The following is a 15,464-nucleotide window of genomic DNA, read 5'->3' on the forward strand; positions in this document are numbered from 1 at the left end:
GCCGGCGCCGATCGCCGTCGGCCGTACCCGGTCTGGCGCGGGTGACCGGGTTTTCCACAGCCGTGGAGTTGTCCACAGGGTCTGACGTCTCCCCTGCCGCCGGCTGTACGGTCATCCGCGGTTGATGTTCGTACGGCTACGGGACAGCGGGGGAGGCGGTCGGTATGACCGAGGCCGGTGCAGGGGCCGGGGCGGCGATGCCGCGGCAGGCGGCCAGGATCTCCGAGGTGCGGGGCTTCGCGCGGTGGCCCGCGCACGGCTCGCCCAAGGAAGAGGGCAAGGCGCTCCGTGCCCGGGTGCGGCGCCGGGAGCACGCCGAGGTCGTCGTGGACGCCGACCGCCCGGACGCGGTCGCCGCGGTCGAGGAGTCCAACCGCGGCCGGATTCCCGAGCTCACGCCGATACGCGTCGGCAGGATGGCGGCCACGCCCTTCGCGTTCCTGCGCGGCTCGGCGGGCCTCATGGCCCACGACCTGGTGCGCACCCCGACGACGGGCATAGGGGCCCAGCTCTGCGGCGACGCGCACGCCGCGAACTTCGGCCTCTACGGCGACGCGCGCGGCCGCCTGGTCATCGACCTGAACGACTTCGACGAAACGGTGCACGGCCCCTGGGAGTGGGACCTGAAACGCCTCGTCGCGTCCCTGGTGCTCGCCGGCCGCGAGGCCGGGGCCGACGAGGACACCTGCCGGGCCGCGGCGCAGGACAGTGTGGGTGCGTACCGGCGCACCATGCGCCTGCTGGCCAGGCTCCCGGCCCTGGACGCGTGGAACGCGATCGCGGACGAGGAACTGGTCTCCCACACGGACGCCCACGATCTGCTCGGCACCCTGGAGCGGGTCTCCGAGAAGGCGCGGGCCAACACGAGCGGGCGGTTCGCGGCGAAGTCGACGGAGCCGTTCGGGGACGGCGGCCGCCGCTTCGTGGACGCGCCGCCGGTGCTGCGCCGCATACCGGACGCTGAGGCGGCGGCGGTCGCGGCGTCGCTGGAGGAGTATCTGACGACGCTGTCGGAGGACCGCCTCCCGCTCCTGGCCCGGTACGCCGTGCACGACGTGGCGTTCCGGGTGGTCGGCACGGGCAGCGTCGGCACGCGCTCCTACGTGGTGCTGCTCCTCGACCACCGTGGCGAGCCGCTGATCCTCCAGGTCAAGGAGGCCCGCCCGTCCGTGCTGCTCCCGCATCTGGCCACGCTGGGTCACCCGGTGCCGAAGGTGGAGCACGAGGGCCGCCGGGTCGTCCTCGGCCAGAAGCGCATGCAGGTGGTCAGTGACATCCTGCTCGGCTGGACATCGGTCGACGGACACCCTTACCAGGTACGGCAGTTCCGCAACCGCAAGGGCAGCGTCGACCCCGCGGCGCTGGCCGCCGACCAGATCGACGACTACGCCCGCATGACCGGAGCGCTGCTGGCCCGCGCCCACGCCCACAGTGCCGACCCGCGACTGATCTCCGGCTACTGCGGCAAGAACGAGGAACTGGACGAGGCGTTCGCCGCGTTCGCCGTGTCCTACGCGGACCGCACGGAGGCGGACCATGCGGAGCTGGTGGCCGCGGTGCGGAGCGGGCGGATCGCCGCGGAGATGGGAGTCTGAGGGAGGAAGAGGGCGGAGGGCGCCCCTGCGTCGCCGGGGCGGGGCACAGGCGGGGCGGGAGCGGCCCCGCCGCGTGTCTTAGGCTGGTCCGGTGACGACGCCCGAAGCCGAGCAGAGCGAGTCCGTGTCCGCTGCCGAGGAGCCGGTCGCCGAGAGCACCGGAGCCGATGAACCCGCGGGCACCACGCCCGGTGGGGCCGACGGCACCGGAGCCGCGGAGACCGCGGGCACCGGGGCCGGAGGTGCCGCCGGCACCGGCGCGGACGCTGCCGCGGCCGGGGGGCGGCCCGAGGATCGGCTCGAGCGGGCCGTGCGGGCCGCCGAGCAGGCGTTGATCGAGTACGAGATAGCCGTGGAGACCTTCCGCATCGAGATCGAGAACTTCTCGCGGCTGCACCACCAGAAGCTGGGGCCGATGTACACCCGCCTCGACGAGTTGGAGGCGGAGATCGCCGAGGCACGGGCCGCCCTCTCCGGTGACCCCGAGGACATACGCCGCGCCCACGAGGCACGCGCCCGGGTCATGCCGATGCCGGGCGTCGAGGAGCTGTTCCACGGCTGGATGGACTCCGACGGACTGTTCCCGGAGGCCCAGGCCATGCTGACGGACCAGCCCGTGCGGACCCCGCCGCGCGTCCGTCCCAGCGAGGAGGCCCGCAAGCTCTACCGCGAGCTCGCCCGCAAGGCCCATCCCGACCTCGCTCAGGACGAGGAGGAACGCAAGCGGCGCGACGAGTTCATCACCCGGGTCAACGCCGCGTACGCCCGTGGCGACGAGGCCCTGCTGCGCGAACTCTCCGCCGAGTGGGCCGCAGGGCCCGTGCCCGCGGAGCGCAGGCCGAGCCCCGGCGAGGAGCTGTACGCCCGCCTCGAATGGCTCGCACAGCGCAAGGAAATGCTCACGCTCGTGGCCCGTGAGCTGGAGGAGAGCGCGATCGGCTCGATGCTCCGGCTCGCCCCCGACGACCCCGACGGCCTCCTCGACGAGATCGCGGAACAACTGCTGGCCCAGGTCACGGCGAAGGAAGCCGAGCTGCGGGCGCTGCACGGCTGATCCGGCCGCGGCGCGCCCCGCGGTCCTGTCGGGTAGCGTCGCACCATGCATTCCGGAGCCGGTGTGCCCACGGTCGAGGTCGCAGACCTCGAGGACGACGCCTTCCTGCTGGACGTCCGTGAGGACGAGGAGTGGCAGGCGGGTCACGCCGAGGGGGCCCTGCACCTTTCCCTCAGCGAGTTCGTGGCGCGATACGGCGAGGTCATGGAGGCGGCGCCGCAGGATGGGCGGGTCCATGTCATCTGCCGCTCCGGTGCCCGTTCCGCCCAGGCCGCGGTGTACCTGGCCCAGCAGGGCGTCGACGCGGTGAACGTCGATGGTGGCATGCAGCTCTGGGCCGCCGAGGGCCGCCCCGTCGTGGACGCCGAGGGCGAGCTCGGCGTCGTGCTGTAGTCCCAGGCCCGGACCGGGCGTGGGCCGGGCCTGGACCGGGCCCGGGGGGAGTCTCCCCGATCATCCCAGCGGATGCGACGCCAGCAGGTCTCCCAGGGCCTCCTCGTGTGCCGGCGCCGGGCCGAGCGACAGTTCGAGATGCTTGGCCCAGGCGTGGTACCGGTGCAGGGGACAATCGGTGTCGGCGCCGAAGCCCCCGTGCAGATGCTGAGCGGTCTGCACCACCCGCCGTACTCCCTCCGACGCCCAGATCTTCGCCACGGCCACGTCTCCGGCCGCAGGCAGCGCACCCGCCGCCCCGGAGCTGATCCGCCACGCGGCCTGCCAGAGCGTGGCCTCCATGGCGCGCAGGTCGATGTACCGGTCGGCGGTCTGCACGGCGACCGCCTGGAACGTCGCGATCGGATACCCGAACTGCTCCCGCTTGCCGGTGTACTCGCTCGTCATCCTCAGCACGCCGTCCCCCAGGCCGAGGGCGAGCGCGCACGTCCCGGTGGCAAGCAGCAGGCGCAGCGACTCCCATGCCCCGTCGGCGTCGAGTACATACCGGCCCGCGATCCGCGCCGACTCCAGCCGGAGTTCCGCGAGACGCTCTCCCGTGGTGGAGATCTGCTCGGCCAGGACGACCCCTTCGTGCACCCGTGGCACCAGCGCGAGCACCGCGCGGCCCGAGTCCTCGGTGTGTGCCGGTACGAGGACGGCATCGGCGTTGTACGCCCACGGAACCGCCGTCTGCATGCCGTCCAGGACCCAGGTGCCGTCGGCGTCCCGCCGCGCGACCACCGCGAGTTCGGCGGGGTCGTGCCCGGTCCGGCCGTGCGCGGCCACCGTGAGCGCCAGGTCCCCGCTGCCCGCCCGAGCGAGCACCTCCTCCTTCAACTCCGCTGTCCCGTAGGTCTGCACGGCGACAGCCGCCGCCGTGTTCTCCAGCAACGGCACCCGGGCCAGCGCCTTGGCGGACTCCCGCAGCACCAGGCAGAGGGCGACGGCGTCCAGCCCCGCTCCACCGTGCCCGGGGTCCAGCAGCAGACTCAGCAGGTCCGCGTCCGCGAGCCGCGCCCAGAGCGATCGGTCGAAATCGTCGGCGACGGCGCCCGTGGTCAGCGCGGGACTGGGCACTCCGTCCGGCGCGACCCCGGCGAACACGGCCTTCGCCGCCTCGACCGCCGCCTGCTGCTCCTCACTGAAGGTGAAGTCCACGGCCTGTCCTCCTGGCGGGATCCGATGATCTGACGGAGCGTCAAGATAGAACAGGTTCTACAAGAAGGGAACGCCCGGCCGGCGGCCCTCGGGAGGAAACCGCCGGCCGAGTCCACCGCTCACCGGTCGAAGTCCAGCTCCACCGCCTCCGTGACCGGGTGCGACTGGCACGCGAGGACGTATCCCGCGTCCGTCTCCTCCGGTTCCAGTGCGAAGTTGCGGTCCATCCGCACCTCGCCCGAGACCAGGAAGGCCCGGCATGTCCCGCACACCCCTCCCTTGCAGGCGTAGGGCGCGTCGGGCCGGTTGCGCAGCACGGTCTCCAGCAGGGACTCACCGTCCTGGACCGGCCACGTCCCCCCGCGCCCGTCGAGCCGCGCGGTCACCGTGCTGTGCGCGGGCGCCGGTACGGACGGCGCGGCCACCGTTCCGTCGTCGACGTGGAAGATCTCCTCATGGACCCGTGTGCGCGGCACCCCTAGTCCGCGCAGCGCCCGCTCCGCCGACTGCACCAGCCCGTACGGCCCGCACAGGAACCAGCCCGTGACCTTCTCCACCGGCAGCAGCGCCGGCAGCAGCTGCGCCAGCCGCTCCCGGTCGAGCCGTCCGGAGGGCAGCCCGGCCTGCTGTTCCTCCCGGGAGAGCGCCGTGACCAGCTGGAACCGCTCGGGGAAACGGTCCTTGAGATCGGCCACCTCCTCCAGGAACATCGTCGAGGCGGAGGTGCGGTCGCTGCGTATGAGGCAGAACCGCGCCGACGGTTCCCGGTCGAGCAGTGTGGCGACGATCGACAGCACGGGGGTGATGCCGCTGCCGCCGACCACCGCCGCGTACAGTCCGGGCGCGGGCTCCAGCGTGAACCGTCCCGCAGGCGTCATCACCTCCAGCTCGTCGCCGACGGCGACCTCCTTGAGCGCGTAGGTGGAGAACGACCCGCCCTCGACCAGCCGCACGCCGACGCGCAGCGTGCGCGGGCCTTCCTCCTCCGGTGCGGGGGCCGGGGAACAGATCGAGTAGGTGCGCCGTATCTCCGTGCCGTCGGCGATGCGGCGCAGGGCGAGGTGCTGACCGGGTGCGTAGCGGTACTCCTCGCGCAGTGCGGGCGGCACGGCGAAGGTCAGGGCCACGGAGTCGTCGGTGAGCCGCTCGACCGCGGCCACCGGGAGCGGGTGGAAGCGGGCCATCACAACTCCTTGAAGTGGTCGAACGGTTCGCGGCAGTCCAGACAGCGGCGCAGCGCCTTGCACGCGGTGGAGGAGAAACGGCTCAGCAACTCGGTCTCGGCGGAACCGCAGTGCGGGCAGCGCACGGGTCCGTCGGTCTCGGGGGAGCCGGCGACCGTGCGGGTCGGACCGAGCCCCACCTTCACCGGCCCGGACGCCTGCCGGCCCCGCACGCGGGGCGGCGCTATCCCGAACTCCTTCAGTTTGCGGCGCCCTTCGTCGGTGATGTCGTCCGTCGACCAGGCGGGGGTGAGCACCTTGCGCACGACGACGTCCCGTACACCGTGCTCGTGCAGGACCCGCTCTATGTCCAGGGACATGGCCTCGACCGCCGGGCAGCCCGTGTACGTCGGGGTCAGCTCGACCTCCACCGACTCCGTGCCGCGCGCGTGGACCGCCCGCACGACGCCCAGGTCCTCCAGCGTGAGGGCCGGAATCTCGGGGTCGGGGACGGAGCCGGCGAGCCGGCGCAGCTCCTCCTCCAGGGTCGTGGCCGTCACCATGACGCTCCCGGGTGGCTGCGGTGCAGATGCTGCATCTCGGCGAGCATCCGCCCGAAGGGCTCGGTGTGCAGTCCCTGCCGCCCGGCGCCTGCGGTCCACGCACCGGACTGCGGGCCCCGGGGGAGCTCCAGGGTGGCCCGGCGCATGATGTCGCCCAGCGAGTCGAGCCAGGCGGCCCGCAGTCCGGCCCAGTCGACGTCGACGCCTTCGATCGGCTCGAACATCTCGCCCGTGAACCGCCACAGCGCCTCGCACGCGTGCTGCATCCGCTCGTGGCTGACGTCCGTGCCGTCGCCGAGCCGCAGCGTCCACTGCTCGGCGTGGTCCTGGTGGTAGACGACCTCCTTGACCGCCTTCGACGCGAGACCGGCGAACTCGCTCTGCCCGGCGGCGAGGTGGGTGTACAGCAGCCGCTGGTAGGTGGAGAAGTACAACTGGCGGGCGATCGTGTGGGCGAAGTCGCCGTTCGGCTGCTCCACCAGCTGGAGGTTGCGGAAGGCGCGCTCCTCGCGGAGGTACGCCAGCTCGTCCTCGTCGCCGGCCATGGACAGCAGCACCCGGGCCTGACCCAGCAGGTCCAGGGCGATGTTGGCGAGGGCGACCTCCTCCTCGAGCGCTGGCGCGTGGCCCGCCCACTCCCCCAGGCGGTGCGAGAGCACCAGGGCGTCGTCGCCGAGGGCCAGGGCGGCCGCGGTGTGCACGGTGACGGTCACAGGTGCTTCACCCCCTCCGGGATGTCGTAGAACGTCGGGTGCCGGTACGGCTTGTCGGCGGCCGGTTCGAAGAACGGGTCCTTCTCGTCCGGCGAGGACGCGGTGATCGCGGCGGACGGCACGACCCAGATCGAGACGCCCTCGCCGCGCCGGGTGTACAGATCGCGCGCGTTGCGCAGGGCCAACTCGGCGTCCGGGGCATGCAGGCTGCCCGCATGCGTGTGCGAGAGCCCACGGCGCGAGCGCACGAAGACCTCCCACAGCGGCCACTCTTCGGTCGTCATCCTCACGCCTTTCCGCTCTCGCCGGCCTGCTGTGCCGACGGTCCACCGGCCGCGCGCGCAGGCCCGTCGGCCGCGCCCGTGGCGCCCTTGTGCTTCGCCGCGTAGGCCGCGGCAGCCTCCCGTACCCACGCGCCTTCGTCGTGTGCCCGCCTGCGCTGGGTCATCCGCTGCTCGTTGCAGGGGCCGTTCCCCTTGACGACCTCCCAGAACTCCGTCCAGTCGATCGGGCCGAAGTCGTAGTGCCCCCGCTCCTCGTTCCACCTGAGTTCGGGGTCGGGGAGCGTCAGGCCGAGCGACTCCGCCTGGGGGACGCTGGCGTCCACGAAGCGCTGGCGCAGCTCGTCGTTCGAATGCCGCTTGATCTTCCAGGCCATCGACTGCGCGGAGTGCGCCGACTCGTCGTCGGGCGGGCCGAACATCATCAGGGACGGCCACCACCAGCGGTCGACCGCGTCCTGCGCCATGGCGTGCTGCTCGGGCGTGCCCTGGCTGAGGGCCATCAGCAGCTCGTACCCCTGGCGCTGGTGGAAGGACTCCTCCTTGCAGATGCGTACCATCGCGCGCCCATACGGGCCGTAGGAGCAGCGGCAAAGGGGTACCTGGTTGGTGATCGCGGCGCCGTCCACCAGCCAGCCGATCGCGCCGACGTCCGCCCAGGTCAGGGTGGGGTAGTTGAAGATCGATGAGTACTTCTGGCGGCCCGCGTGCAGTTTGTCGAGCAGCTCGTCGCGGCTGGTGCCGAGTGTCTCGGCCGCGCTGTACAGATACAGCCCGTGGCCCGCCTCGTCCTGGATCTTGGCCATCAGGATCGCCTTGCGGCGCAGCGAGGGCGCGCGCGTGATCCAGTTGGCCTCCGGCTGCATGCCGATGATCTCGGAGTGCGCATGCTGGGCGATCTGCCGGATCAGGGTGGTGCGGTAGGCGTCGGGCATCCAGTCGCGGGGCTCGATGCGCTCGTCGGCGGCGATGGCCGCGTCGAAGAGGGCCTCGTGCGCCGCCGCGTCCGCCTCTGCCGTGCCGTCCGCGCGCGCCGTCCGCTGTGCCGCTGCCGTCGCCATACGGCCCCCTTGATCTCTCGCCGTCTCCCGACCGATCGTTCGGTCCGTGTCGGTTCAATGGTGAGACGAGGCGCCGTAGGGTGTCAACCGCTGTGGACAACCTCCGAGCCGTTGCCGACGGTCGTCGCGACCGCGGTGCGGACCGCGGTGCCGACCGCGTGCCGGCGGCGGTGCCGGCCGGGTTGTGCGGGCAATGGGCTGTGCGGGGCGCATGGGTCTGAGTACCGTTCCGTGCGAACGCGATGTGCTGCGAACGGGTGATGCGGTGCGCGCGGCCCCGCGGTGCGAGCTGCGGGTGCACCAGGGCCGACGAGGTCGGACGGCATCGCACGGCTCGGTCACGGGCCCGGTTGGCGTCGCACGGCGCAAGCGGCGGCGCACCGCGTCGCACGGCGGCAGGCGGCAGGCGGCAGGCGGCACGGCCGCATCGGCCGGCATCGGGACGCGGAAAGCTGGGAGACGGGGCGGGATGGACGCGTACGACGAGGGACCGGAGCCGCGGCGGGAGCGGCCGGACCGCTCCGGCGGCCCGCTCTCCTCCCTGCCCGAGGGCACCACGCGGGACGCCCCGGGGGATCCGGCGCCCGACGAGCCCACCGGGCCGGGGGACCCCGGCGGGCCGGCTGAGGGCTGTCCGGCCTCGTCCGGCCCTCCACCCGCCTCCGGCGCGCCACCCGAAGCGGCCGCGGAGCCGACCACGGCCCCAGACACCGGGATCGCCGCCCTCTCCCTCCGCTACCGGATCGCCACCGCGCTGGCGCTCGCGGTCGTCGCCGTCGCCGTGTGCGTGCACCTCGGGATGGTCTTCCTGCACGTCGCGCCCGCCAACACCATGACCAAGAAGCACGGCGAGGCGGTCGACGACTGGATATACCCGGAGTTCGAGCAGAACTGGAAGCTGTTCGCCCCCAACCCGCTGCAGCAGAATATCGACGTCCAGGTCCGGGCCGAGGTGCGCACCGGGGACGGCGGGGAGCGGACGACCGGCTGGTACGACCTGTCCGCGCTCGACGGCGCCGCCATCGACGGCAATCCGCTGCCCAGCCACACCCGCCAGAACGAACTGCGCCGCGCCTGGGACTTCTACGTCGCCTCGCACGACGGCGAGAACCGGCCCGTGGGCCTGCGCGGCACCCTGTCCGAGGACTATCTGCGCCGCGTCGTCGTCCTGCGCCTCGGCCGCGAGCACCCGGCCGGCCGCGGCGAGACCCTCGAACGCGTCCAGGTCCGCTCCCGCACCACCAACGTGCCGCCCCCCGCGTGGAGCGACGAGAAGATCTCCACCGCGCCCCAGTACCGCAGACTGCCCTGGTGGTCCATGCCGGAGGGCGAGCGGACGGGGGCGAGCGACTGATGAACCGGTTCGCCCTGTCGGTCTCGCGTGGCATCGCCCGCGTCACCGAGGCTCCCCTCGCCCCGTACCAGAGCGCGGTCGTCCGCATCGGCTTCGCCGGTATCTGGCTGCTGTTCCTGCTGCGCGAGTTCCCGCACCGCCGGGAGATGTACGGGCCCGACGGGCCGTGGAGCTGGGATCTGGCCCAGCGGCTCATCGCGGACAATCACGCCTTCACGATCCTGATGTGGTCCGAGAGCGGGGTGTGGTTCGAGGCGGTCTACGCCCTCGCCGTGCTCTCCAGCGCCCTGCTGCTGGTCGGCTGGCGCACCCGCACGATGTCCGTGCTGTTCATGGTGGGCGTGCTGTCGCTGCAGAACCGCAGCGTCTTCATGGGCGACGGCGGCGACAACGTCATCCATCTGATGGCCATCTACCTGGTGTTCACGCGCTGCGGGCGGGTGTGGTCGCTGGACGAGCGGAGGGCCCGGCGCGAGCGTGCGGCACGCGCGCGTGGAGAGCGTCCCGGCCCCGACCGGGTGGGTCCCGCACTGTGGGGGACGCTCGGCCTCGCGCTGGTCCTGGCGACGGGCATGGGCCGGCTCGACGGCGGCTGGACGGCGGTGTTCTGGGGACTGTGGGCCGTCCAGGGCCTGTGGTGGTACGTCGGCCGGCGCGCTCCTGCCGCGGAGCCCCGCATCCTGCTGGACGTCATCGCGAACCTCGTCCACAGCGCCGCTCTGCTCGTGATGATGGCCGAAGCGTGTCTCATCTACTCGACCGCCGGCTGGTACAAGATCCAGGGCTCGCGCTGGCAGGACGGCACGGCCGTCTACTACCCGCTCCACCTCGACTACTTCTCGCCCTGGCCCGCCCTGTCCGACCTGCTGTCCTCGCACGGCACGATGGTGCTGCTGGTGACGTACGGGACGGTCGCCGCCCAGGTGGCGTTCCCCTTCACGCTTCTGAACCGGCGCGCCAAGAACGTCCTGCTGGCGTTCATGATGACCGAGCACGCGGTGATCGCCGTGGTCCTCGGGCTTCCGTTCTTCTCGCTCGCGATGATCGCCGCCGACTCCGTGTTCCTGCCGACGTCCTTCCTGCGGCGGCTGGGCGGATGGGCGGCGCGCGGGCGCGCACGGCTGCTCACGCCCCGTGGTGCCCGTCCGGCGCCGCCCCGCCCGCGCGGGCCCCAGCCACCCCCTGAGGACGCCACCGAGCACACGCACGTGAGTTCGACGGCGTGAGCGGTGCACGGGCTCCGCAAGGGCCGCCGCACGGGCGGCCGGGCCCGTCCCGCACGTAGGCTGCACCGCATGACGGACCCGCCCCGCGGCACCACCGGCACGCTGAGCACCTGGCACAGGCTCGCCGGCGGCTGCGTCCTGCTCGACGGCTTCCACGCGCTCAAGCACGCCCTGCGCTTCCACGCCCGGGTGCCGGTCGCCGTCACCACCGACCAGCGGGCCGCGCTCACCCTCGCCGATGACCTGGCCCCCGATGTACGCGACAGCCTGGAGGCACTGCTGACGGAGGTCCCGGAGGCCACATACCGGTCTCTCGTGCCCCGGCCGCATCCCACCGGGGTCGCCGCCCTCGCCGTGCGCCCCTCGCGCGAGACCGGTCTCGAAACGCTCCGGCGCATGCCGCGCAGGGCTCCCGTGGTCGTCCTCGACAACCCGCGCAACCTCGGCAACGCGGGGGCGGTGATCCGGCTCGCGGCCGGGTTCGGCGCGACCGGGGTGGTCACGACCGGCACCCTCGACCCCTGGCATCCCACGGTCGTCCGCGGCGGCGCGGGACTTCACTTCGCGACCGCCGTGGAGCGGCTGACCGTGCCCGAGCTGCCTCCGGGTCCGCTCTTCGCGCTGGACCCGGAGGGCGACGACCTTCGCGGGATGAAGCTGCCGGACGACGCCGTGCTCGCGTTCGGCTCCGAGCGCACCGGCCTGTCCGCCGGCCTCCGCGCCCGCACCGACCACCTGGTGTCCCTGCCGATGCGCCCCCAGGTGTCCAGCTACAACCTCGCGACCAGTGTGGCCATGACGCTGTACCACTGGAGCGCCACCGGGGGCGCAGCCGGCTGAGCCGTCCTACGCCTCCCGGCGCACCTCCACCACCCGGAAGCGGTTCGCCACGAACGCCCCGTCGGACAGGGCCGCGTTGGCCGCCGGGTTGCCGCCCGAGCCGTGGAAGTCGGAGAAGGCCGCCGTCTGGTTGACGTACACCCCGCCCGTCAGGTTGAGGGAGAGCTGCGCGCACTCCTCCAGGCAGACCTCCTCGACGGCACGCTCCACCTCCTCCGAGGTGGTGTAGGCGCCGACGGTCATCGCGCCCTTGTCCCTGATGGTCCGCCGCAGCAGCTCCACCGCGTCCTGAGCGGAGTCGACCGCGACGGCGAAGGCGACCGGGCCGAAGCACTCGCTCATGTAGGCGGCCTCCGCGTCCGGCTTCGCGCCGTCGAGCTTCACGATCACCGGGGTGCGCACGACCGCCCCGGGGAAGTCCGGGTTGGCGACCTCCCGGGAGGCCAGGGCGACCTCGCCGAGGCCGGCCGCCGCCTCCAGGCGGGCCTTGACGTCCGGGTTCACGATCGCGCCCAGCAGCGCGTTCGCGCGTGCGTCGTCGCCCAGGAGCCCGCCGACCGACCGCGCGAGGTCGGCGACCACCTCGTCGTACGACTTGGGGCCCTCGTCCGTGGCGATGCCGTCCCGCGGGATCAGGAGGTTCTGCGGGGTGGTGCACATCTGGCCGCTGTACAGCGACAGGGAGAACGCCAGGTTCGACAGCATTCCCTTGTAGTTGCCGGTCGACTCCACGACGACCGTGTTGACCCCGGCCTTCTCCGTGTAGACCTGCGCCTGGCGGGCATGGGTCTCCAGCCAGTCGCCGAACGCGGTCGAGCCCGTGTAGTCGATGATCCGGATCTCGGGGCGCACCGCCAGCGTCTTGGCGATGCCCTCGCCCGGGCGCTCGGCGGCCAGCGCCACCAGGTTCGGGTCGAAGCCGGCTTCGGCGAGCACCTGGCGGGCCACCTGCACGGTCAGCGCGAGCGGCAGCACCGCGCGCGGGTGCGGCTTGACCAGGACCGCGTTGCCGGTGGCCAAGGAGGCGAACAGGCCCGGGTAGCCGTTCCACGTCGGGAAGGTGTTGCAGCCGATGACCAGGGCGACGCCCCGCGGGACCGGCTTGAACGTCTTGGTGAGCGTCAGCGGGTCGCGCTTGCCCTGGGGCTTGGTCCACTCCGCGGTGTCGGGCGTGCGGACCTGCTCCACGTACGCGTAGGCCACCGCTTCCAGGCCGCGGTCCTGCGCGTGCGGGCCGCCCGCCTGAAAGGCCATCATGAAGGCCTGGCCGCTGGTGTGCATGACGGCGTGTGCGAACTCGTGCGTCCGGTCGTTGATCCGCTTGAGGATCTCCAGGCACACCACCGCGCGCATCTCCGCGCCCGCGTCGCGCCAGGCGCCCTGCCCCGCGCGCATGGCGGGCAGCAGCACGTCGAGGTCCGCGTGGGGATAGGTGATCCCCAACTCGATCCCGTACGGCGACACCTCGCCGCCCGTCCAGTCGTCCGTGCCGGGCTGGCCGAGGTCGAGACGGCCGCCCAGGAGGGCGTCGAAGGCGGCCTTGCCCGCCGCCGCGTCCAGACTGCCGTCCTCCCCGTATGCCTTGGGGTGCTCGGGGTGCGGGGACCAGTACGCCCGTGTGCGGATCGCTTCCAGCGCCCTGTCGAGGGTGGGCCGGTGCTGGGCGATCAGATGGTGCGCGGTGAGTTCGACGGCCATGCGGGACCAACTCCTCGTCTCGTGAGCTCTCCCTTGAGCTCGTGACCTGGGCAGGATTGAATCCGGAGGTGCGGTGCGACGCGCCTCGTACGGAGCGGTGGTGAAGCGACGGGGGCGACGGGATGGGCGGACAGAGTTAGAGTAACCGAACGATCGGTCGGGACAAGGGGGTCCGCCGCATCTGTGGACAACGCCGTGCGGGAGGATCGCGAACATGACAGCACTCGACCTCAGCAGCCCCGTGGCCGTCGTGGGCACCGGCACCATGGGCCAGGGCATCGCCCAGGTCGCACTGGTCGCGGGCCACCCCGTACGGCTGTACGACGCACTACCCGGCCGTGCCCGCGAGGCGGCCGCCTCGATCGGTGCCCGCCTCGACCGGCTCGTCGAGAAGGACCGGCTCACCGGAGCCGAGCGGGACGCGGCCCGCGCCCGTCTCGTGCCCGCCGAGAGCCTGGCGGAGCTCGCGGACTGCTCCCTCGTCGTCGAGGCCGTCCTGGAGCGACTGGAGGTGAAGCAGCAGCTGCTGCGGGAGCTGGAGGACATCGTCGGCGACGACTGCCTCCTCGCCACCAACACCTCGTCGCTGTCCGTCACCGCGATCGGCGGCGCCCTGCGCAACGCGGGCCGGTTCGTCGGCCTGCACTTCTTCAACCCCGCCCCGCTGATGCCGCTCGTGGAGGTCGTCTCCGGGTTCGCCACCGACGTCACGTCGGCCACGCGCGCGTACGAGACTGCCCGCGCCTGGGGCAAGACCCCGGTCGCCTGCGCGGACACCCCCGGTTTCATCGTCAACCGCATCGCGCGACCCTTCTACGCGGAGGCGTTCGCCGCCTACGAGGCGCAGGTCGCCGACCCCGCCACGATCGACGCGGTCCTGCGCGAGTCGGGCGGCTTCCGGATGGGGGCGTTCGAGCTGACGGACCTGATCGGGCAGGACGTCAACGAGTCCGTCACCCGGTCGGTGTGGGAGTCCTTCTTCCAGGACGTGCGCTTCACCCCCTCGCTCGCCCAGCGCAGACTGGTCGAGTCGGGCCGGCTCGGCCGCAAGACCGGGCAGGGCTGGTACGGCTACGGCAACGGCGCCGAGCGGCCCGAGCCGCACAACGCGGAGAAGGCGCAGCCGCCCGCGTACGTGGTCGCCGAGGGCGACCTGGGCCCCGCCGCGGAACTCCTCGCGCTCATCCGCGAGGCGGGCATCGGCGTCCGCGAGGACGACGAGGACGAAGGCACCCGTCTGGTGCTGCCCGGCGGCGGTCAGCTGGCCCTGGCCGACGGGCAGACCTCCGTCGAGTTCCGCGATGTCGTCTACTTCGACCTGGCGCTCGACTACCGCAGGGCGACCCGCATCGCCCTGTCCGCGTCCCAGGACACCTCCCCGCAGACCCTTGCCGAGGCCATCGGGCTCTTCCAGGCGCTCGGCAAGGACGTCAGCGTCATCGGGGACGCACCCGGCATGATCGTCGCCCGCACGGTGGCCAGGATCGTGGACCTGGCGCACGACGCCGTCGCCAAGGGCGTGGCCACCGAGGAGGACATCGACACCGCGATGCGCCTCGGGGTCAACTACCCCCTGGGTCCCTTCGAGTGGAGCCGCAGGCTCGGCCGCGGCTGGGCCTACGAGCTGCTGGACGACCTGCACATGCGCGATCGCTCCGGGCGCTACGCCCCGTCCCTCGCGCTCTACCGGCACGCGTACGCCTCCGACAAGCGGGAGGGCACCTCATGACCACCGCCAAGCGCGACACGTACACGCCGGAGAGCCTGCTCTCCGTGGCCGTGCAGGTCTTCAACGAGCGCGGCTACGACGGCACCTCCATGGAGCACCTCTCCAAGGCGGCCGGCATCTCCAAGTCGTCGATCTACCACCACGTCTCGGGCAAGGAGGAGCTGCTGCGCCGCGCCGTCAGCCGGGCGCTGGACGGCCTCTTCGCGATCCTCGACGAGGAGCACGCGCGCGTGGGGCGTACCGGGGACCGGCTTGAGTACGTCGTTCGGCGCATGGTCGAGGTGCTCACGGCCGAGCTGCCGTATGTGACGCTGCTGCTGCGCGTGCGCGGCAACACCGGCACCGAGCGGTGGGCGCTGGAGCGGCGCCGCGAGTTCGACCACCGGGTCGCCGGACTGCTCAAGGCCGCGGCCGCCGACGGGGACGTGCGCGGGGACGTGGAGGTACGGCTGGCGACGCGGCTGGTCTTCGGAATGATCAACTCCATCGTGGAGTGGTACCGGCCGGACGGGCGTGGCATGGGGGAGCGCGAAGTCGCCGACGCCGTGGTGCGGTTGGCCTTCTCCGGGCTGCGCGGGGACCGCTGAGCCGGCC

15 protein-coding genes are annotated in these 15,464 nt (G+C 72.5%); 8 read left to right on the forward strand and 7 right to left on the reverse strand.

Annotated elements, in window-relative coordinates:
• The first annotated feature begins 164 nt into the window (after positions 1-164).
• The 3 genes from ACFSL4_RS32385 (at position 165) to ACFSL4_RS32395 (ending at position 3,042) form a co-directional block, all read left to right on the forward strand.
• Positions 165-1,595: a DUF2252 domain-containing protein gene (locus tag ACFSL4_RS32385; RefSeq protein WP_381090945.1), complete on the forward strand. Its 1,431-nt coding sequence runs from the start codon at positions 165-167 to the stop codon at positions 1,593-1,595.
• Positions 1,596-1,686: 91 nt separating this feature from the next.
• Positions 1,687-2,649 carry a J domain-containing protein gene (locus ACFSL4_RS32390; protein ID WP_381090948.1) on the forward strand — a complete coding sequence of 321 codons (963 nt, stop codon included), beginning with the start codon at positions 1,687-1,689 and terminating at the stop codon, positions 2,647-2,649.
• A gap of 63 nt (positions 2,650-2,712) precedes the next feature.
• Complete coding sequence (locus ACFSL4_RS32395; RefSeq protein ID WP_381091051.1) at positions 2,713-3,042, forward strand: rhodanese-like domain-containing protein; 330 nt, start codon at positions 2,713-2,715, stop codon at positions 3,040-3,042.
• Positions 3,043-3,102: 60 nt separating this feature from the next.
• Here ACFSL4_RS32395 and ACFSL4_RS32400 read toward each other — a convergent pair whose 3' ends face one another.
• The 6 genes from ACFSL4_RS32400 to paaA all read right to left on the reverse strand — a co-directional run bounded on the left by ACFSL4_RS32400 (position 3,103) and on the right by paaA (position 8,023).
• Positions 3,103-4,242, reverse strand: coding sequence for an acyl-CoA dehydrogenase family protein (locus ACFSL4_RS32400; protein ID WP_381090951.1), 1,140 nt, complete (start codon positions 4,240-4,242; stop codon positions 3,103-3,105).
• A 119-nt stretch (positions 4,243-4,361) separates the two neighbouring features.
• Positions 4,362-5,426 (reverse strand): 2Fe-2S iron-sulfur cluster-binding protein, encoded by a 1,065-nt coding sequence (locus ACFSL4_RS32405; protein ID WP_381090954.1) that lies wholly within the window; start codon positions 5,424-5,426, stop codon positions 4,362-4,364.
• Entirely contained in the window at positions 5,426-5,968 is a 543-nt protein-coding gene (gene paaD / locus ACFSL4_RS32410) for a 1,2-phenylacetyl-CoA epoxidase subunit PaaD (RefSeq protein WP_381090957.1), read from the reverse strand. Before paaD ends, ACFSL4_RS32405 begins: the two co-directional genes overlap by 1 nt.
• Entirely contained in the window at positions 5,962-6,681 is a 720-nt protein-coding gene (paaC, locus tag ACFSL4_RS32415; protein WP_381090960.1) for a 1,2-phenylacetyl-CoA epoxidase subunit PaaC, read from the reverse strand. Before paaC ends, paaD begins: the two co-directional genes overlap by 7 nt.
• On the reverse strand, positions 6,678-6,965 hold the full coding sequence (paaB, locus tag ACFSL4_RS32420) for a 1,2-phenylacetyl-CoA epoxidase subunit PaaB (protein WP_361654246.1): 288 nt from the start codon (positions 6,963-6,965) through the stop codon (positions 6,678-6,680). Before paaB ends, paaC begins: the two co-directional genes overlap by 4 nt.
• Before the next feature lie 2 nt (positions 6,966-6,967).
• Positions 6,968-8,023: a 1,2-phenylacetyl-CoA epoxidase subunit PaaA gene (gene paaA, locus ACFSL4_RS32425; protein WP_381090963.1), complete on the reverse strand. Its 1,056-nt coding sequence runs from the start codon at positions 8,021-8,023 to the stop codon at positions 6,968-6,970.
• A 469-nt stretch (positions 8,024-8,492) separates the two neighbouring features.
• Between paaA and ACFSL4_RS32430 the strand changes: the two genes are divergently transcribed.
• The 3 genes from ACFSL4_RS32430 (at position 8,493) to ACFSL4_RS32440 (ending at position 11,443) form a co-directional block, all read left to right on the forward strand.
• On the forward strand, positions 8,493-9,377 hold the full coding sequence (locus tag ACFSL4_RS32430; RefSeq protein ID WP_381090966.1) for a DUF5819 family protein: 885 nt from the start codon (positions 8,493-8,495) through the stop codon (positions 9,375-9,377).
• Positions 9,377-10,603: an HTTM domain-containing protein gene (locus tag ACFSL4_RS32435; protein ID WP_381090968.1), complete on the forward strand. Its 1,227-nt coding sequence runs from the start codon at positions 9,377-9,379 to the stop codon at positions 10,601-10,603. The genes ACFSL4_RS32430 and ACFSL4_RS32435 overlap by 1 nt, the downstream gene beginning before the upstream one ends.
• 69 nt (positions 10,604-10,672) lie before the next feature.
• On the forward strand, positions 10,673-11,443 hold the full coding sequence (locus ACFSL4_RS32440; protein WP_381090971.1) for a TrmH family RNA methyltransferase: 771 nt from the start codon (positions 10,673-10,675) through the stop codon (positions 11,441-11,443).
• Positions 11,444-11,449: 6 nt separating this feature from the next.
• Here ACFSL4_RS32440 and paaN read toward each other — a convergent pair whose 3' ends face one another.
• On the reverse strand, positions 11,450-13,141 hold the full coding sequence (paaN, locus tag ACFSL4_RS32445) for a phenylacetic acid degradation protein PaaN (protein ID WP_381090974.1): 1,692 nt from the start codon (positions 13,139-13,141) through the stop codon (positions 11,450-11,452).
• Between the two features lie 214 nt (positions 13,142-13,355).
• On the opposite strand from paaN, the gene ACFSL4_RS32450 reads away from it, so the two are divergent.
• Entirely contained in the window at positions 13,356-14,870 is a 1,515-nt protein-coding gene (locus tag ACFSL4_RS32450; RefSeq protein ID WP_381090977.1) for a 3-hydroxyacyl-CoA dehydrogenase, read from the forward strand.
• A complete protein-coding gene (locus ACFSL4_RS32455; protein WP_381090980.1) occupies positions 14,867-15,457 on the forward strand; it encodes a TetR/AcrR family transcriptional regulator in 591 nt (196 codons plus the stop codon). The genes ACFSL4_RS32450 and ACFSL4_RS32455 overlap by 4 nt, the downstream gene beginning before the upstream one ends.
• Positions 15,458-15,464 lie beyond the last annotated feature (7 nt).

It is taken from the genome of Streptomyces caeni, from assembly GCF_042678285.1.
GTDB classification, from domain to species: domain Bacteria; phylum Actinomycetota; class Actinomycetes; order Streptomycetales; family Streptomycetaceae; genus Streptomyces; species Streptomyces caeni.